Source organism: Streptomyces sp. NPDC032161, assembly GCF_040636995.1.
Lineage (GTDB): Bacteria > Actinomycetota > Actinomycetes > Streptomycetales > Streptomycetaceae > Streptomyces.
Window position 1 is genome coordinate 491,217 of record NZ_JBEZVN010000001.1, and the last position, 18,285, is coordinate 509,501.

Annotated in this window: 16 protein-coding genes; 8 read left to right on the forward strand and 8 right to left on the reverse strand. The window is 72.0% G+C overall.

Annotated features, from left to right (window positions below; translation table 11 throughout):
* The first annotated feature begins 77 nt into the window (after positions 1-77).
* Positions 78-1,268 carry a C40 family peptidase gene (locus AB0E67_RS02030; RefSeq protein WP_362019691.1) on the forward strand — a complete coding sequence of 397 codons (1,191 nt, stop codon included), beginning with the start codon at positions 78-80 and terminating at the stop codon, positions 1,266-1,268.
* Between the two features lie 85 nt (positions 1,269-1,353).
* Here the strand turns inward: AB0E67_RS02030 and AB0E67_RS02035 are convergent, their stop codons facing one another.
* The 5 genes from AB0E67_RS02035 to AB0E67_RS02055 form a co-directional block, all read right to left on the reverse strand.
* Positions 1,354-2,601 (reverse strand): styrene monooxygenase/indole monooxygenase family protein, encoded by a 1,248-nt coding sequence (locus tag AB0E67_RS02035; protein WP_362019694.1) that lies wholly within the window; start codon positions 2,599-2,601, stop codon positions 1,354-1,356.
* Between the two features lie 66 nt (positions 2,602-2,667).
* On the reverse strand, positions 2,668-3,315 hold the full coding sequence (locus AB0E67_RS02040; protein WP_360115311.1) for an ATP/GTP-binding protein: 648 nt from the start codon (positions 3,313-3,315) through the stop codon (positions 2,668-2,670).
* Positions 3,296-3,706, reverse strand: coding sequence for a DUF742 domain-containing protein (locus AB0E67_RS02045; protein ID WP_362019697.1), 411 nt, complete (start codon positions 3,704-3,706; stop codon positions 3,296-3,298). The genes AB0E67_RS02040 and AB0E67_RS02045 overlap by 20 nt, the downstream gene beginning before the upstream one ends.
* Positions 3,703-4,182, reverse strand: a complete 480-nt coding sequence (locus tag AB0E67_RS02050; protein WP_360115317.1) for a roadblock/LC7 domain-containing protein — start codon at positions 4,180-4,182, stop codon at positions 3,703-3,705. Before AB0E67_RS02050 ends, AB0E67_RS02045 begins: the two co-directional genes overlap by 4 nt.
* Positions 4,179-7,247, reverse strand: a complete 3,069-nt coding sequence (locus AB0E67_RS02055) for a nitrate- and nitrite sensing domain-containing protein (RefSeq protein WP_362019700.1) — start codon at positions 7,245-7,247, stop codon at positions 4,179-4,181. The genes AB0E67_RS02050 and AB0E67_RS02055 overlap by 4 nt, the downstream gene beginning before the upstream one ends.
* 367 nt (positions 7,248-7,614) lie before the next feature.
* On the opposite strand from AB0E67_RS02055, the gene AB0E67_RS02060 reads away from it, so the two are divergent.
* The gene (locus AB0E67_RS02060) at positions 7,615-8,400 is read left to right on the forward strand and encodes a hypothetical protein (RefSeq protein WP_362019703.1); all 786 of its coding nucleotides are present in this window, start codon (positions 7,615-7,617) and stop codon (positions 8,398-8,400) included.
* A 260-nt stretch (positions 8,401-8,660) separates the two neighbouring features.
* Here the strand turns inward: AB0E67_RS02060 and AB0E67_RS02065 are convergent, their stop codons facing one another.
* A complete protein-coding gene (locus AB0E67_RS02065; protein WP_362019706.1) occupies positions 8,661-9,143 on the reverse strand; it encodes a MarR family transcriptional regulator in 483 nt (160 codons plus the stop codon).
* A 241-nt stretch (positions 9,144-9,384) separates the two neighbouring features.
* Here AB0E67_RS02065 and AB0E67_RS02070 point away from each other — a divergent pair, with 241 nt between their 5' ends.
* Together AB0E67_RS02070 and AB0E67_RS02075 are read left to right on the forward strand one after the other, a co-directional pair.
* Positions 9,385-10,236 carry a lysozyme gene (locus AB0E67_RS02070; RefSeq protein ID WP_362019709.1) on the forward strand — a complete coding sequence of 284 codons (852 nt, stop codon included), beginning with the start codon at positions 9,385-9,387 and terminating at the stop codon, positions 10,234-10,236.
* A 292-nt stretch (positions 10,237-10,528) separates the two neighbouring features.
* A complete protein-coding gene (locus AB0E67_RS02075; RefSeq protein ID WP_362019712.1) occupies positions 10,529-11,293 on the forward strand; it encodes a polysaccharide deacetylase family protein in 765 nt (254 codons plus the stop codon).
* A gap of 125 nt (positions 11,294-11,418) precedes the next feature.
* Here the strand turns inward: AB0E67_RS02075 and lon are convergent, their stop codons facing one another.
* On the reverse strand, positions 11,419-13,878 hold the full coding sequence (lon, locus tag AB0E67_RS02080) for an endopeptidase La (protein ID WP_362019714.1): 2,460 nt from the start codon (positions 13,876-13,878) through the stop codon (positions 11,419-11,421).
* Between the two features lie 211 nt (positions 13,879-14,089).
* On the opposite strand from lon, the gene AB0E67_RS02085 reads away from it, so the two are divergent.
* Positions 14,090-14,281: a hypothetical protein gene (locus AB0E67_RS02085; RefSeq protein ID WP_362019717.1), complete on the forward strand. Its 192-nt coding sequence runs from the start codon at positions 14,090-14,092 to the stop codon at positions 14,279-14,281.
* Between the two features lie 75 nt (positions 14,282-14,356).
* Here the strand turns inward: AB0E67_RS02085 and AB0E67_RS02090 are convergent, their stop codons facing one another.
* Complete coding sequence (locus tag AB0E67_RS02090; RefSeq protein ID WP_362019720.1) at positions 14,357-15,238, reverse strand: rhomboid-like protein; 882 nt, start codon at positions 15,236-15,238, stop codon at positions 14,357-14,359.
* Positions 15,239-15,474: 236 nt separating this feature from the next.
* On the opposite strand from AB0E67_RS02090, the gene AB0E67_RS02095 reads away from it, so the two are divergent.
* From AB0E67_RS02095 to AB0E67_RS02105, 3 genes are all read left to right on the forward strand, one after another.
* Entirely contained in the window at positions 15,475-16,167 is a 693-nt protein-coding gene (locus AB0E67_RS02095) for a spermidine synthase (protein ID WP_362019723.1), read from the forward strand.
* Between the two features lie 223 nt (positions 16,168-16,390).
* Positions 16,391-17,128, forward strand: coding sequence for a response regulator transcription factor (locus AB0E67_RS02100; RefSeq protein ID WP_073781918.1), 738 nt, complete (start codon positions 16,391-16,393; stop codon positions 17,126-17,128).
* On the forward strand, positions 17,125-18,249 hold the full coding sequence (locus tag AB0E67_RS02105) for an ATP-binding protein (protein WP_362019726.1): 1,125 nt from the start codon (positions 17,125-17,127) through the stop codon (positions 18,247-18,249). The genes AB0E67_RS02100 and AB0E67_RS02105 overlap by 4 nt, the downstream gene beginning before the upstream one ends.
* Positions 18,250-18,285: the final 36 nt, after the last annotated feature.

Genomic DNA, 18,285 nt, shown 5'->3' on the forward strand with positions numbered 1-18,285 from the left:
ACGGCCACTTACGGGGTGTTTTCGTGATGCACCCCGTGCCCGGAGGTGATGTCGTGTCAGGCGGATTCCCTCGTGCGATGTGCACCGCGGTCCTCTCCACGCTCGTCGTGGCCTGGTCCGCGACCGCGGCCCAGGCGACCCCGGGCCCCCTGGCGGGCAGCACGGAGAGGCCGCCCGGCGACCCCAGGACACCGGTACTGGCATCGGCGTCCGTACCGGCACCGGGACCGGGCCGGGGCGGTGTCGCGCAGCTCCTCACCCAGCTGCACAAGCTGTACCAGCAGGCCGAGGAGGCCACCGAGGCGTACAACGGCACCGCCGCGGAGCTGAAGAAGCGCGCGGCGCAGGCGAAGAGGCTCGACGCCTCCCTCGCCACCGCGCGGGCCGCCCTGGCCCGGAGCCGCGAGGAGGCGGGGCGGCTGGCCCGGGAGCAGTACCAGGGCCGGTCCGACCTCTCCTCGTACGTGCGGCTGCTGCTGTCCCGAGACCCCGAGCACTTCCTGGACCAGGAGCACGTGGTCCGGCGTATGGCGGCCGGACGGGCGGCCACGGTGCAGCGGCTCACGGCGGCCGAGAAGCGCGCCGACGGACTCGCGGCCGAATCCCGCAAGGTACTGGACCGGCAGAAGGTCCTGACCGCGCAGCGGAAGAAACAGCGGGACACCGTGCGCTCCCGCCTCGAAGCCGTCCAGAAGAAGCTGGCCACGCTGTCGGCCGCACAGCTCACCGAACTGTCCCGGCTGGAGCGGGAGGGCATGGCGAGGGCCCAGGACGCCCTGGTCGCGTCCGGGGCGCTGTCCGCCGCCGGAGCACCATCCTCGGCGGGCGGCGAGGCGGTGCGGTACGCGATCGAGCAGGTCGGCAAGCCGTACGTGTGGGGCGCGGAGGGTCCCGACTCGTTCGACTGCTCCGGTCTCACCTCGCGGGCGTGGGCGAGGGCGGGCCGGCCCATCCCCCGGACCTCGCAGGAACAGTGGCGGCAGCTGGCCAGGGTGCCGCTGAACGCGCTGCGCCCGGGCGACCTGGTGATCTACTTCCCGAAGGCCACTCATGTGGCGCTGTACATCGGCAACGGCCTGGTGGTGCAGGCCCCCCGGCCCGGCACACGGGTGAAGGTGTCGCCGGTGGCGTCCAATCCGCTGCTGGGCGCCGTACGGCCGGACCCGGGCAGCGCGCCGCTGGCCGCGTACGCGCCCCCGCCGCTCCCCCGGGGCGCGACCGCGGGCTCGGACACCGGCTACGGCTCGTCCTCCGCACCTGCTGAATAGGCCCCGGGGCAAACGGCACGGCCCGTAGGCGGCCGGGCCGGGCGCCGTCGGTGATCCGGACGGGCGCCCGGCCCGGCCGTCGCGGTCAGACCGCCGACGCGGCGCCCGTCACCTCGGCGAGATACGCGTTGGTCTTCTCCGGGTCGAAGAAGAAGTTCTCGAAGTCCGCCGGGTTGTTGAAGCCGTTGGCGAACCGGTTGGCGATCGCCTGGAACCGATTGCCCGCGCCGAGCAGGTTCAGCACGTGCTCCGGCGGGACGCCGAGCATCGCGTTGGTCCACTTCACGACGTGCTGCGCGGTCTCCCAGTAGCGGTCGAACGTGGCCTGCATCCAGGTCTCGTCGAACGGCCGGTCACCGTGCTCGAGGATCGAGTCCAGGTACGAGTTGGCGCACTTGGAGGCCGAGTTGGAGCCCTGGCCGGTGATCGGGTCGTTGGCGACGACGACGTCCGCGACGCCGAGCACCAGGCCGCCGCCGGGCAGCCGGCCGATCGGGTTGCGGACGGTCGGGGCGTAGCGGCCGGCCAACGTGCCGTTCGCATCGGTCAGTTCGACCTTGGTGGCACGGGCGTACTCCCACGGCAGGTACCGCTCCATGAGCTCCAGCGTCTTGGCGAGGTGCTCGGAGGGGTCCTTGATGCCCTGGAACACGTCGACCGGACCGCCGGGGACGCCCTCCCAGAAGAGGATGTCGGCACGGCCGGACGTGGTCAGGGTCGGCATCACGAAGAGTTCGCCGACGCCGGGGACCAGGTTGCAGCGGACCGCGTCGAACTCGGGGTGCTCGGGGCGCGGGCCCATGCCGTGGACGTAGGCGACGGACAGGGCGCGCTGCGGGGCGTCGAACGGGGAGCGCGAGGCGTCCCGGGCGAACATGGAGACCAGCTCGCCCTTGCCGGCCGAGACCAGCACCAGGTCGTAGGTGCGGGAGAAGTAGTCCAGGTCGGAGACGGCCGCGCCGTGGATGACGAGCTGACCGCCGCGCTGGGCGAACGTCTCCATCCAGCCGGCCATCTTCACGCGCTGGTCGACGGACTGGGCGAAGCCGTCCAGCTTGCCGACCCAGTCGACGGCGCGCGAGGAGTCGGGGGCGGCGACCGAGAGCCCGAGGCCCTCGATGCGCGGGGCCTGCGACTCCCAGAAGTTGAGCTGGTAGTCGCGCTCGTACTGGAGCGCCGTGTGGAACATGCACTGCGTCGACATGACCCGGCCGGAGCGGATCTCGTCGGCGGTGCGGTTGGACATCAGGGTGACTTCATATCCCTTGGACTGCAGTCCGAGGGCGAGCTGGAGGCCGGACTGCCCGGCCCCGACTATGAGTATTCTCCGCATCGCGGTTCTCCGATGTTCTGCGTGACTGTCGCACGGAAGGACCGGCCGGTGCGGCCGGCCGTCCCGTCAGGGGGTGGCGTCCAGGGCGTGACCGACGAGGGCGAGCAGCGACTCGACGACGGTGATCCTGTTACGCGCGTCCATGATCACAACAGGCACGTGCGGAGGGATGGTCAGGGCCTCCCGGACGTCCTCCGCCTCGAACTCCGTTGTTCCCTCGAAGTGGTTGACAGCGACGATGTACGGCAGGCCGCAGCTCTCGAAGTAGTCGAGCGCGGGGAAGCAGTCGGCGAGGCGGCGGGTGTCGGCGAGCACGACCGCGCCGATCGCCCCGCGCACCAGGTCGTCCCACATGAACCAGAAGCGCTGCTGGCCCGGGGTACCGAAGACGTACAGCACGAGGTCGTCGGCGAGCGTGATGCGGCCGAAGTCCATCGCGACGGTCGTCGTGAGTTTGTCGGGCGTCGCGGTGAGGTCGTCGGTGTCCTCACTGGCCTGGGTCATCATCGCTTCGGTCTTCAGCGGGGTGATCTCGGAGACCGACCCCACGAACGTGGTCTTGCCCACGCCGAAACCGCCCGCGACCACGATCTTGGTGGCGATGGGTGCCCGGGTGTGGTCCAACTGCCAGGACTGCAGCGATTCCTCGGCCTGGTCCACGGCGCCCGGCTGGCGCGGGGCGAAGAGCGACGTCTCAGAGACGACGGAGTCCATCGAGCACCCTTTCGAGCAGTGCGCGGTCGGGCTGCCCGGCGCCGTGGCCGGTCCCGTACACGCGGATCTTTCCCTGGTCGGCCAGGTCGCTGAGCAGGACCCGGACCACACCGAGCGGCATCTTCAGCAGGGCGGAGATCTCCGCGACCGTACGCATCCGGCGGCAGAGCTCGACGATGGCCTGGAGCTCCGGCATCAGGCGGGGCTGCGTGCCGTTGGTCAGCTCGCGGCGCTCCTCGGGTGCTTCGAGCGCGGCCACGAAGGTCTCGACGAGCAGGACGTGGCCGAAGCGGGTGCGTCCGCCGGTGAGCGAGTACGGGCGGACCCGCGCGGGCCTTCGGTCGGACCCGCGGACCGGGAGCCTGCGGGCGGGTTCAGCGGCGGACGTCACTGGGTGCTCTCCATCGATTTGCGCAGCTCACTGCGGAGTTCGGGGGTGAGTACGTGTCCGGCTCGGCCGACGAACAGCGCCATGTGATAGGCGATGACGCTCATGTCGCAGTCCGGGGTGGCGTGCACACCGAGCAGCGAGCCGTCGCTGATCGACATGACGAAGACGCTGCCCTCGTCCATGGCGACCATGGTCTGCTTGACCCCGCCACCGTCCATCAGCTTCGCGGCGCCCTGGGTGAGACTGCCGATACCGGAGACGATGGTGGCCAGGTCGGCGCTGGACCCCTTGGGCCCGTCCTGCCGACCGGTCGCCTGGGCGTTCAGGTGGCCAGGGTCGGAGGAGAGCAGCATGAGCCCGTCGGACGACACGACGGTGACCGAGTGGACCCCTGGCACCTCCTCCACCAGATTGCTCAGCAACCAGTGAAGGTTCCGGGCCTCGGTGCTCAGCCCGAATGTGCTGGGCGCAGTCAACTGCGTGCCTCCTCGACTGTGTCCCCCGTCTCATCGGTTCGGTCGTTGGTACGGTCGGCCGGCCCGCTGTGGTCGATGTGCGGGGTGCGCCCGGCGGGTACTGCGGTCCCGGGGAACGAACCGGTCGCCGGGGCCGTGGCGAGTTCCGCCTCGACGTCGCGGCGGCCGTCCTTGGCGCCCTGGTGGAAGCCGCCGAGCCGACGGCGCAGCGCGTCCTTGTCCAGGGTGCCCTTGCGCTCGGTGGTCTGCGCCGTGCTGGGCTTGACGACCCTCGGGGTGCGCTTGGGCAGCCCCTTGTCCGTGACGGTCTCCTGATGCGGCTGCTCCGGCCCGCGGGGGGCCGGTACGGTCTCGGCGGCGGGTGCCGGTGCGGGCGCCGCGTGCGGCTCGGGGGTGCCCGTCGGGGCGTACGGCTCGGGGGCTCCGTCGGCGGTGCGCTCGTGCCGGTCGGGCCCGATGGCGTACGCGCCCGTGTCCGCGGCGGCCGGAGCGGGGGCGGCCGCGGCACCGACGCCGTACGGGTCGGTGATGGTGAGATACGGGTCGGGCGCCGTGGTCGCGGGGGCGTCCGTGGTGTCCGGGGCCGTCGGGAGCCGGACCTGCATCGTGATCTCGGACTCGGCCTCGACCGCCCCGGTGGCCGGGGCGGAAGCGGGCGCGGGATCCTGCGGGCCTGGGACGGCGGGCGCCTCCGGGGCCGGGGTGTGGTCCGCGGACCGGTCGGCGGGGTGGTCCGTGCCGCGTTCGGCGGTGTGACCGATGGCGTGGTCGAGGCCGGGCGCGGGTTCGGCCGCGCGGATGGCGCGCTCGGCGGCGGCGATCAGCGGGTCGTCGCCCGACCCACCGGGCGTGGTGCGTCCGGGCAGCGCGTTGGAATTGGCCTCGGCGACCGATCCGGGCAGGTTGAGCCCGGGGCCGTCCCCTGCGACCTTCACCGGGGGCGGCGTGGCGACCGGCGGCGCCTTCGGCAGCAGGGACGTGGGCAGCACGACGACCGCGGTGATCCCGCTGCCCGTGTGGTCGCGCAGCTGGACCCGTACGCCGTGGCGCGCGGCCAGCAGGGCGGTGACGTGGAGGCCGAGCCCCGCGTCGGGCATCCCCTTGTCGTCCCGCCCCGTCGAGTCGAACAGGGCGGGGTCGGCGAGCCGGGTGTTGAGGTCGGCCATCCGCTCGGCGGACATCCCGATGCCCTCGTCCTGGACGGAGAGCATCACCTCACCGGTCTCCAGCAGCCAGCCGGAGAGCTGGACCTGGGAGTCCGGGGGCGAGAACGAGGTCGCGTTCTCCAGGAGTTCGGCGACGAGGTGGCTGAGGTCGTCGGCGGCGAAGCCGGCGATCTGCGCGTGCGGCGGCAGGGACTGGATGGTGACCCGCTCGTACCGCTCGATCTCGGAGACGGCGGCGCGCGCCACGTCCACCAGCGGGATCGGGTTCGCGTGCCCGTGCCCGTGCTCGGCGCCCGCGAGAACCAGCATGTTCTCGCTGTGCCGTCGCATGACCGTGGCCATGTGGTCGAGCTTGAAGAGGGTGGACAGCCGCTCCGGGTCGTGCTCCCGCTCCTCCAGGCTCTCGATGACACCGAGCTGACGCTCGACGAGGCCGAGCGTGCGCAGCGAGAGGTTGACGAACGTGTGGTCGACGGTGTCCCGCAGCCGTTCAAGCTGGGCGGTCAGATCCGCGGTGAGGACCTGGAGTTCGGCGCGCTGGCGGGTGAGCGCCTCGCGTCCGGCGATCAGTTCGGACCGTTCGGCCTGGAGGCTCTCGACCCGGCCGTCGTGCTCGCCGTGCAGGGCCCGGAGCCTGCCGTGGAGGGCGTTGACGGACTGTACGACCTGGGCGAACTCGTCGTTGCGGCCCTTGTAGCGGATGGGCTCGGCGGTGGCGGGTTCGGCCGCGAGGCGGGCGGCTCCGATCCGCAGGACGGCGAGCGGCTGGGTGAGGGTGCGGGCCACGGCCGTCGAGACACCGACCGCGATCAGCAGACAGCCGCCGAGCAGCGCGATCCTCAGTTCGAGCGCGGTGACGTCGTCGTCACGGAGCTGTTCGAGGCGCCGGACCTGTTCGGTGCCGAGGGCGGACTCGACGCCGCGCATCCGGTCGACCCGGGCGGACAGCGCCTCCTCGACCTTCTTGGCGCTGGTCCCCTGCTCGGACTCGGACAGCTCGGGCCGGTCGGTGAGGGAGTCGAGGTACTTCTCCGCCTTGGAGACCTCGGGCCCGGTCACGGTGGTGGACAGCTTGTCGCGGGTGGTGGAGCCCGCGCTCCGGTCGAAGTCGGCGAGCGCGGCGAGTTCGGCGACCCGGGCCTGCTGGGCGGCGGCGCTCAGTTCGTCACGGGTGCGGTCGTCCTTGCCGCCGCCCCCGCCCTGGCCCTGCACGGGCAGGCCGGTGACGGGGTCGATCTGCGGGGCCGTGTCCGCCCGGGGCACGGAGAGGGCGGCGACCAGCAGCCCGCGGGTGGCGGACGCCTGCTCGGTGGCCCGGCCGAGAGCGAGCGGGGCGCGGGTGGCGTCGGCGGCGCGCGGCGGGGTCTTCTCCATGAGTTCGGCGGCCACGCCGTGGAGCTTGGCGATGATCTCGGAGTACGCCTGGTGGGCCTCCAGCGCCGTGCCCTTGCCGCTGAACACGTCGCGGCGCAGGGACGGAATGGTGGCGAGGTCGCGGCGCAGCGCGGCGGGGGCGGCCGACCTGATCTCGTCCACCTGCCGGTCGACACGGGCGCCGGAGTCGCCCTTCTTCCCCCCGGCCTTCCCGTCACGGCCGGCCGCGATGCGGCCGACGGCGTCGTCGCGCTCGTCCGCGAGAGCGTGCGCGAGCGCGATCGCCTGCTGGTTCAACTCGGCGAGGCTGACCAGCCGCTGCGACTCGTTCAGATCGGCGGAGACGCCGAGGATCGCCGGGGCCCCCGCGGCGATGACGGTGACTCCGACGACCGCGACACCGGCGACCAACCGGCTGCGCACACGCACGGCTCGTCGGGCGCTCGCACTTTCGGCGGGCGCCGGGGGCGTCACCCCGGAACCGCTGTTCTTGCCGCCCTTGCTCCGAGGCCGCTTCTTCTGCACCGGTGCTCGCAATCTTGACTCGTCCGCCCTTGAAGCAGAGGTGACGCGCGGTCACGTGTGAGCGAGCGCCCCGACCCCTGGTACGGCTTCCGACCATCCCAGTGCTTTTGAGAAGGGGGGCGCGCATCAACCGCTCCGCCACCCGAACGAGTGAACATCACTCCAGAGTTGACGAACAAGTCTCCCCCGGAAGCCTCCCGGCCACACCTGGCCCGTCGGCTGGAACTTCGGTCCAGGCTTTGGCAGGATGCCCGCCCGCACGCGGCACGGAGCCTCTGCTTCCGCTCGGCGCACGCCCCTGACCTGCTGGTATAGGCCAATTTCGGCCATGTGCAGGGGCCGTGAAGACGTCGTGCAGACTGACCGCATGCGCATCGAACTCGCCACCGTCGCCGGTTGCGCCGACCGCCCGAACGAGGACTGGGCCGCCACCGCCCTGCCCGCCTCCGGCCAGGGCGGAACACTGGTTCTGCTCGACGGGGTGACCCCGCCGCCGGACGATGACGGCTGCATTCACCCCGTCCCCTGGTTCACCGCTCGACTGGGCGGCTCACTGCTCGAACTGTCCGGTTCGCGCCGAGATCTGAGTCTCCAGGAGATCCTGGCCGAGTCCATTCGGCGCACTGCCGAGGCCCATGACCCTCCGTGTGACCTTTCTCACGTACGGACGCCGCAGGCGACGGTCGTCATGGCGCGCTGGGGCGAACAGGAGATCGAGCACTTGGTGCTCTCCGATTCCGTACTGTTGTTCGGTATGTCCGACGGGACCGTACGCCCCCTTGTCGACGACCGCCTGGATCGGCTACCGCCGGGCTCGCTGACCGACGCGGCGACCGTGGACGCGCGGTTGCGGAACAAGGAGGGCGGCTTCTTCACCGCCGCGGCCGACCCCTCGGTGGCGGCCCGCGCGATCACCGGCCGCACCCCGCTCGCCGATGTACGGACGGTGGCGGCACTGACCGACGGCGCGACCCGCTGGACCGAGACGTTCCACGAGGGCGACTGGGCGGACTGCCTCGCGGTGCTCCGCGAGGAGGGACCGGAGGCGCTGATCGGCCGGGTCAGGGCACTGGAGGACGCGGACACGGATCGCGTGCGGCTGCGCCGCGCCAAGAAGCACGACGACGCGACGGCGGTCTGCGTGACCCTGTGACGGCATGCCGTGCGGAACGAGGCGGGCCAAGGCGAGAACGCGCCGGAGCGCGCATCCCGCGCCGGGCGCACGCGCCCTACGTATCGCGGCATGCCCCGTGCCCGCCCGCACCCGCCGTCCGGCCCCGGCCCACGGACGGGCGGAGCACCGACGACACACGGGCAGAGGCCGCGGCGACACACGAGACCGGGGTGACAGGCGAACGGAGCACAGGCCAGGGGCAGCGCGTGAACAGGGCGCAGGCCGGGCGCGGGCCCGGCTCAGTCCTCGGCGCGGGCGTTCAAGTGGTGCAGCAGCCGGGCCAGTTCGGCGACCTCGTCCCGGTCCCAGTCGGCGAGCTTGCGCACGTAGCGGTCACGGCGGGCGTCGCGGACACTGCGGTAGCGGGCCAGCCCCTCGTCGGTGAGATGGACCAGGGAGGCCCGCCCGTCGGCCGGATCGGGCTCGCGCGCCACCAGTCCGAGGCTCTCCAGGGCGCGCAGTTGACGGCTCACGGTCGCCTTGCCGACGCCGAAGTAGGCCGCGAGGTCGGTGGCCCGCTGCCGCCCGGCGGACTCCAGCCGTACGAGCAGGCCGTAGGCGGCGGGCTCCAGTTCGGGATGGACCTCGCGCGCCATCTCGCCGGAGTTGGCGCGCGCCCGGCGCAGGAAGACGGCCAACTCCCGCTCCAGAGCGAGGAATGCGTGGTCCACACCACTTTCGCTGGTCGCGCCGCGTTCACTACCGCTTTCGCTCCCGTGCACGTCAACACCCCTCATGAGCTTTTCCAACGCTGAAAGTTTCTTCCGCCGCCGGTCATCACCGCAGCTCGGCCAGTATTTCGCAGGCCTAGACCACCGGCGGCGCCCAGACCCCCTTCCGAAGCACGGGTCTACGTGCGTAGCGTCATGTCTGGCATGTTCACACCATGACATGCCGGCAGGGGGTGCGCCCGGCTCCCCCTGGATCAGCACGTCCCCCCACCAACGCCTCGGAGGCAGTCACATGCCGGTGCTCAGATCCGGATCCGGAACGTCCCGCCGCTCGCGCTTCGCCGCCGCGGGGACCCTGCTCGCAGCCCTTTCCCTCCTTCTCACCCTGCCCGGCGCGGCGAGCGCCACGGGCTCCCCCGACGCCGCCGCCCGCAAGCCCGCCCGCGGCACGGCCACGATGGGCATGGGCGTCGTCGCCCACGACGGCCAGGGCGGACTGCCCCGCGACACGCGCGCCGTGCAGACCGAAGGCGTGGACGTCAGCGGCCACCAGGGCAACGTCGACTGGGCGACGCTGTGGAACAGCGGCGTGAAGTGGGCCTACGTCAAGGCCACCGAGGGCACGTACTACACGAACCCGTACTTCGCGCAGCAGTACAACGGCTCGTACAACATCGGCATGATCCGGGGCTCGTACCACTTCGCCACCCCGAACACGACGAGCGGAGCCGCGCAGGCCAACTACTTCGTGGACCACGGGGGCGGCTGGTCGCGGGACGGCAAGACGCTGCCCGGCGTGCTCGACATCGAGTGGAACCCGTACGGCGACCAGTGCTACGGGAAGAGCCAGTCGGCCATGGTGTCCTGGATCCGCGACTTCGTGAACACGTACAAGGCGCGCACCGGACGCGACGCGGTCATCTACACCGCGACCAGCTGGTGGACGACCTGCACCGGCAACAACGCGAGCTTCGGCGCCACCAACCCGCTGTGGGTGGCCCGCTACAACACCACGGTCGGTGAACTCCCGGCCGGCTGGGGCTTCTACACGATGTGGCAGTACACCTCGTCCGGCCCGTACGTGGGCGACCACGACCGCTTCAACGGCGCCTACGACCGTCTGCAGGCCCTCGCGAACGGCTGACCCGGGCCCCACGCCGCGAGCGGGACCCCACCGCGAGCCGCCGAGACCGCGACCGGCACGGCCCATCGAGCCGCTGAGCCGCGCCCGCCGCATCCGTCCGGCGCGCCCGCATGCCGCACCGTTCCATCCGACCGAACCCCTGGTGACCACCCGTCACCGGGGGCTCCGCCCTTTCCCGCTCCCACTGCCCCGCCCCTCCCCGACCCTGTATACATACCGTGTATACACCATATGTATAGTCCGTTCCGCCGCGCATCGCGTGCCCGGCCGAGCTACGGAGGAGTGACCCGCCTTGTTCTTGAAGACGAAGTCGACCGGTACGGCGTTGGCCGCCGCCCTTGTGACGGCACTCACCCTGACGCTGGCCGGCTGCTCCTCGGACACCACCGCGCCCTCGGACGCGCGCGCCGACGCGGGCTCCGACGCCAAGGGCGCCTTCGGTCCGGTGGACTGCCGCAAGGCGAAATGCATAGCCCTGACCTTCGACGCGGGGCCGGGCAAGGACACTCCGCGCCTGCTCGACATCCTCAAGGAGAAGAAGGTGCACGCGACCTTCTTCCTGCTGGGCAAGAACCACGTCAGGAAGTACCCGGACACCGTGCGCAGGCTCGCCGCCGAGGGCCACGAGGTGGCCAACCACACCTGGACGCACGGGATCCTGACGGAGCAGAAGCCGGCCGCCATACGGACCGAACTGGAGAAGACCCAGGACGCCATAGCGGAGATCACCGGGAAGAAGCCGCGCCTGATGCGCCCGCCGCAGGGCCGCACCGACGAGACCGTCGCGGAGATCAGCAAGGAGCTGGGGCTGGCCCAGGTGCTGTGGAGCGCCACCGCCAAGGACTACTCGACGACGGATTCGGCGCTGATCGAGAAGCGCATCCTGGACCAGGCGAGCAAGGACGGCATCATCCTGCTGCACGACATCTACGACGGAACGGTGCCCGCCGTGCCGGGCATCGTCGACGCGCTGAAGGAGCGGGGCTACACCTTCGTCACCGTCCCCCAGCTGATGGCCCCCGCCGAGCCGGTCCCGGGGACGGTCTACCGCCCCTGACGAGGAGCGGGTGCCCCAAGTCCCGCCCCTGGGCGCGCGGAACGGCCCGCCCACCCGTCGTGACGGAGAGGCGGGCCGTCCGTACCGGTCGCGTGCGCGGCGCCACGTCCGTCACGCCGTGGCGGCTACGCCGCGGCCGGGATCCTCTCCCCGGGCCTGGCGGCCGAGGCGGGCGCGAGGGCGATCTCCAGCACCTGGCGGACGTCCGTCACGGGGTGGATCTCCAGGGTGTCCAGGACCTCGGCCGGGACGTCGTCCAGGTCGGCCTCGTTCCGCTTGGGGATCACCACGGTGGTGATCCCGGCCCGGTGCGCGGCCAGCAGCTTCTGCTTCAGGCCGCCGATCGGCAGCACCCGCCCGGTCAGCGAGACCTCGCCGGTCATCGCCACGTCGGTGCGGACCAGCCGCCCGGAGAGCAGCGAGGCCAGGGCCGTGGTCATCGTGATGCCTGCGCTCGGGCCGTCCTTGGGGACCGCGCCCGCCGGGAAGTGGATGTGCACGCCGCGGTCCTTGAGGTCCGCGACCGGCAGTTCCAGTTCCGCGCCGTGCGACCGCAGGAAACTCAGCGCGATCTGCGCGGACTCCTTCATCACGTCGCCGAGCTGCCCGGTGAGGGTCAGTCCGGACGCCCCGGTCTCCGGGTCCGCCAGCGACGCCTCGACGAACAGCACGTCCCCGCCGGCCCCGGTCACCGCGAGTCCGGTGGCCACGCCCGGCACAGCGGTGCGGCGCTCGGCCGGGTCCTGGGCGGACTCGGGCACGTGGTGCGGGCGTCCGATCAGTCCGCGCAGATCCGCTCCGGTGATGGTGAACGGCAGCTCGCGGTCGCCCAGTTCGTGCTGGGCGGCGACCTTGCGCAGCAGCCGGGCGACGGCGCGTTCCAGGTTCCGTACGCCCGCCTCGCGGGTGTACTCGCCGGCCAGCGCGCGCAGCGCGGACTCGTCGAGCGTCACCTCGTCCGCCTTCAGACCTGCCCGCTCCAACTGGCGCGGGAGCAGGTGGTCGCGGGCGATGACGACCTTCTCGTCCTCGGTGTATCCGTCGAGCCTGACCAGTTCCATGCGGTCGAGCAGGGCTTCCGGGATGGCTTCGAGGACATTGGCCGTGGCGAGGAAGACGACGTCGCTGAGGTCGAGCTCCACCTCCAGGTAGTGGTCGCGGAAGGTGTGGTTCTGCGCGGGGTCGAGGACTTCGAGGAGGGCGGCGGCCGGGTCGCCCCGGAAGTCGGAGCCGACCTTGTCGATCTCGTCGAGCAGGACGACCGGGTTCATCGAACCGGCCTCCTTGATCGCGCGGACGATCCGGCCCGGCAGCGCGCCGACGTAGGTGCGCCGGTGGCCGCGGATCTCCGCCTCGTCCCGCACACCGCCGAGCGCGACGCGGACGAACCTCCGGCCCATGGCGTGCGCGACGGACTCGCCGAGCGAGGTCTTGCCCACGCCCGGCGGCCCCACCAGCGCCAGCACGGCACCGCCGCGCCGCCCGCCGACGACGCCGAGACCGCGGTCGGAGCGCCGCTTGCGTACCGCCAGGTACTCGATGATCCGTTCCTTCACGTCCTGGAGGCCCGCGTGCTCCGCGTCCAGGACCTCCTGGGCTCCGCGGATGTCGTAGGCGTCCTCGGTGCGCTCGGTCCACGGCAGTTCGAGGACCGTGTCGAGCCAGGTGCGGATCCAGGAGCCCTCGGGGCTCTGGTCGGAGGCGCGCTCCAGCTTGTCGACCTCCTTGAGCGCCGCCCCTCGGACGTGCTCGGGAAGGTCGGCGGCCTCGACGCGCGCCCGGTAGTCGTCGGACTCGTCCTCCGGGTCGCCGTTGAGATCTGCCAGCTCCTTGCGTACGGCGTCGAGCTGGCGCCGCAGCAGAAATTCGCGCTGCTGCTTGTCGACGCCCTCCTGGACGTCCTTGGCGATGGACTCGGCGACGTCCTGTTCGGCGAGGTGTTCACGGAGCCACTCGATGGCGAGCCTCAGCCGGGCGACCGGGTCCGTGGTCTCCAGGAGCCGCACCTTCTGGGCGGTGGTGAGGAAGGGCGAGTAGCCGGAGTTGTCGGCGAGCGCGGAGACGTCCTCGATCTGCTGGATCCGGTCCACGACCTGCCAGGCACCGCGCTTCCTCAGCCAGCTCGTGGCGAGCGCCTTGTACTCCTTGACCAGCTCCGCGGCGATTCCGGGAGCGATGCCTCCCCGGCCGGGCTCGTACGAGGGCGAGGAAGGATCGGGGGCGGTCTCGTCGACCCGTGTCCCCTCCACCCAGAGCGCGGCGCCCGGCCCGCTGGTCCCGGCCCCGATCCGCACCCGGCCCCGGCCGCGGATGAGCGCGCCCGGATCCCCGTCCGACAGCCGCCCCACCTGCTCGACCGTGCCGATGACACCGGTGCCGGTGTACGTCCCGTCGATCCGGGGCACCAGCAGCACCTCTGGCTTGCCGCCGCTCTCACGGGCCGCGGCCTGAGCGGCCTCCACGGCGGCCCGCACATCGGCGTCGGACAGCTCCAGCGGCACCACCATCCCGGGCAGCACGACCTCGTCGTCGAGCGGCAGCACGGGAAGGACGAGCGGAGTGACCGCGTTGGACTCGGTAGCCATGATCTCCCCTTCGGCAGTCAAGTTGAGCTATGCAGACTCAATGCTTCTGAGTCCGGCATTGTTCCCCGACCCTGTTCGCCGTGAGCGATCAGACGGAAGCCGTCCGCCACGGCCGCGCCGTCCGTCAGGGCCGCCGCGTGCCACGCCGCTCGGCAGCCGCCCTTCGCGACCTGAGAGGATCCCGGAACCACACGGATACGCAGGGGGAAGCATGGCTGTTCTGGTACTGGTCGGGGTCCTGGCTCTCGCCGTCGGCGGATGCGTGTGCGTCGTGTGGGCCGCCCGCGGCGGACCGCGCTGGGCCCGCGGCGTGGCACACGTGACGCTCGCCTCGGGCGAGCTGGTGCGCCGCTCCCAGAAGAGCGGACACGGGGGCGGGGGCCGGGGCGGCGACGACGACTGAGCGGCGGGCCGGGACTCCCGGACCGCGCCTCCCGCACGCTCGTCCCGACTCCGGGACCGCGCGCCTTCCGCGCACTCAGCCCGGACTTCCACCCCCGCCCCCGGTCCTGCGCAGGAGCGGCCAGCAGGCCACGCCCAGCAGCAGCGCCAGCGGGTGCCCCCAGTCGGCCAGGGGATCGGCGAGCCGGAGGAGATCGTTCAGCAGCATCGCGCCGACACCGCCGAGCACCAGCGCCCGCAGCCACGGCGTGAGCAGCCCGGCGAGTGCGCCGACGCTCGCCATCAGCCCGAAGCTGATGCCGTAGTCGAGCCGGTGCAGCGAGGACCTCGGCAGGTGTCCGGCCACCACGGACAGCCCGACCGGGATCTCCGTGGCGAGCGTCGCCACGACATGGCCGAGCAGGAACACCCCGGCAGTGCGCCACCCGCCGATGCGGCGTTCCAGGGCGGTCAGTACGAAGGCGAAGCCGAGGACGTACGGGGAGGCGAACCCGTCCACGACCCACAGGGCGCTGGCGCCCAGCACGAGCAGCGGGGTCCGGCCCAGGTGCGCGACGTCCGTGCTCGACGCGCTCAGGAGCTCGTCGACGGTGTGCGGATCGGCGTACGTCATGAAGAGGGACGTGGCGGCCAGCACCAGCAGGTACCCGAAGGTGAAAGGGGTGCCGGTGGGGGTCGGCAGCAGTCGCACCCACCTGGCCCGGCGCGGCGCGGACGCGAAGGACGCCGGCGAGCCCGGGAAGGAGGAGGCGGTCATGGCCGCGGGGGCGGTGACGCCGGCGCGGGCGGGCCCACGGTCCGCCGGTTCCTCGGTACGGCGCTGGCGCGGTATGCCGTCGAGCAGCGGCGCCGCGCCCCGCTCCCCGGCCCGGCTCCTCGCCCCGTGCGCCGCGCCGTCCGTCGTCCCGCGCGCCGCGTGCGGCCCTTCTCCGTTCCGCCCCCGAGACAACGCCGGCAACGTCCCACCCTCCGCGATCGCCCCGTACCGTCATGGCCCGGCCCGCGGACAGGCGTCGCACCCGGCCCGGCCCGCAGACAACCGGAACACATCCCTCCGACCTGTCCGACAGTGCACGCTACCCCGGAGCGGCACGGCGACACCCCGGACACGGGACCGGAGGCCGGTTGGCCGCGGACCGTGCCGACCGGCCAGGATGGCGGTGACCCGTCCGTCCGCCATCGGAGATCCGCACCATGCCCGACAGCATCGGCCCCGACGCCCACACCCCCGTCACGCTCGACCGCCGCGAAGGCCCGTACGGCGAGGTGGTGCTGCGAGGACGTGGGGACGACTTCGAGATCATCGCCAACGGGTGCTTCCTCATGGACACCTCCGACGGGCGCTCCGAGCGGCTGCTGATCGACGCGGCGCTGGCCGCGCTGCCCGACGACCGCCCGCACCCGGCGGTGCTCATCGGCGGGCTCGGTGTCGGCTTCTCACTCGTCCGGGCCGCCACCGAACCCCGGTGGGGACGGATCGCCGTCGTCGAGCGGGAACAGGCGATCGTGGACTGGCACCTGGAGGGTCCGCTGGCCCGGATCTCCGGCGCGGCGCTCGCCGATCCGCGCACCGAGATCCTGACACGGGACCTCGTCGCGTACCTGCGGACGACTACGGACCGTTATGACGCGCTGTGCCTGGACATCGACAACGGGCCGGACTGGACGGTCACCGAGGACAACACGAGCCTGTACTCCCCCGCCGGTCTGGCGGACTGCCGGGAGCGGCTGACACCGGGCGGGGTTCTCGCGGTGTGGTCCGCCCAGCCGTCCGCCGACTTCGAACAGGCCCTGCGGAATGCCGGATTCAGCGGTGTACGTACGGAAGAGGTCCGCGTTGCCCGAGGTGTTCCCGACGTGGTGCATCTCGCGATCCGGACAGCCTGAGGAAGCCCACCGGCCCCGCCCGACCTCCGGACACCCGGGGGCCAAGCGCCACAAGGCCGACACTCCGCCACTCCGCCGCGCCTCGGCTGATACACCCTGCGTAGCCGAGAACAGCCCGCTGCCCTTACGCTGCTGACCGGTGACGGGATCACCCATGAAATCCACAAGCGAAGACCGCGCGTCCGGGGGAATGGCCCCCCTGAGGACGGGCAGGGGCGGGGCGATGGAACAGACACACACCACCCACAACGGCGTCGCCGCCACCCCGGGCGCTCAGCGCCGGGTGCTGGTGGTCGAGGACGACGCCACGATCGTCGAAGCCATTTCCGCCCGGCTGCGGGCCGAGGGCTTTCTGGTACAGACGGCACTCGACGGGCCCGCGGCCGTGGACGCGGCCGAGGCGTGGCAGCCCGATCTGATGGTCCTCGACATCATGCTCCCCGGCTTCGACGGCCTGGAGGTCTGCCGCCGGGTGCAGGCACAGCGGCCGGTGCCGGTGCTGATGCTGACCGCCAGGGACGACGAGACCGACATGCTGGTCGGGCTGGGCGTCGGCGCCGACGACTACATGACCAAGCCGTTCTCGATGCGCGAGCTCGCGGCCCGGGTGCACGTCCTGCTGCGCCGGGTCGAGCGGGCGGCGCTGGCCGCGGTCACGCCGCGCAGCGGCATCCTGCGGCTGGGCGAGCTGGAGATCGACCACGCGCAGCGCCGGGTCCGGGTGCGCGCCGAGGACGTCCACCTCACGCCGACCGAGTTCGACCTGCTGGTCTGCCTGGCGAACACGCCGCGGGCCGTGCTCTCCCGCGAGCAGCTGCTGGCCGAGGTCTGGGACTGGGCGGACGCCTCCGGCACCCGTACCGTCGACAGCCACATCAAGGCGCTGCGCCGGAAGATCGGCGCGGAGCGGATCCGTACCGTGCACGGCGTCGGCTACGCGCTGGAGACCCCGGTCCCATGACCCGGCCCGGTTCGACCCGGTCCGGATCGGCCCGGCCCGGCACCTCCCGGCCCGGTTCCGGACTGCGCCCCTTCTCGATCAAGGCCAAGCTGGGCACGCTCGTGGTGGTCTCGGTGTTCATCACCACCGGGCTGCTGATGGTGGCCCTGCGGACCAGGACCGAGCTGCGGTTCATCACGGTGTTCTCGGTGATCGCGACCCTGTTGATCACGCAGTTCGTGGCGCACGGCCTGACGGCGCCGCTGGACGAGATGACGACCGTGGCCCGGTCGATCTCGCACGGCGACTACACCAGACGGGTGAGCGGCGCCGACCGGCGCGACGAGCTCGGCGACCTGGCCCAGACGATCAACCGCATGGCGGACGACCTGGAGGCCGTGGACCGGCACCGCAAGGAGCTGGTGGCGAACGTGTCGCACGAGCTGCGCACGCCGATCGCGGCGTTGCGGGCGGTGCTGGAGAACGTCGTGGACGGGGTGTCCTCGGCCGATCCGGAGACGATGCGGACGGCGCTGAAGCAGACCGAGCGGCTCGGCAGGCTGGTGGAGACGCTGCTGGACCTGTCCCGGCTGGACAACGGGGTGGTGACGCTGAAGGCGAGCCGCTTCGAGGTGTGGCCGTACCTGTCGGGGGTGCTGAAGGAGGCGAACAACTTCGCCGCCGCCCACCGCCACCTGTCCTCCGGTTCGGGGAACCACAGCCGCAAGGACGTGGCCCTGGCGCTGGACGTGTCGCCGCCCGAGCTGACCGCGTACGCGGACACGGAACGGCTGCACCAGGTGGTGGCCAATCTGATCGACAACGCTGTCAAGCACAGCCCGCCGCACGGCCGGGTCCAGGTGCTGGCCCGGCGCGGGGACGGGCCGGAGTCCCTGCACCTGGAGGTGCTGGACGAGGGACCGGGCATTCCGGAGTCGGAGCGGTACCGCGTCTTCGAGCGTTTCAACCGCGGCGAGGTGTCCTCCCCGCACGGTCCCGGCAGCGACGGCGGTACGGGGCTGGGCCTGGCGATCGCCCGCTGGGCGGTGGATCTGCACGGCGGACGCATCGGCGTGGCCGAATCCGCTCGCGGTTGCCGCATCCGCGTCACTCTTCCGGGGGTACCGCAATCGCGAGGTTGACATAGGGTTCGAACCGGAAGGGCACGTTCTGCGTGC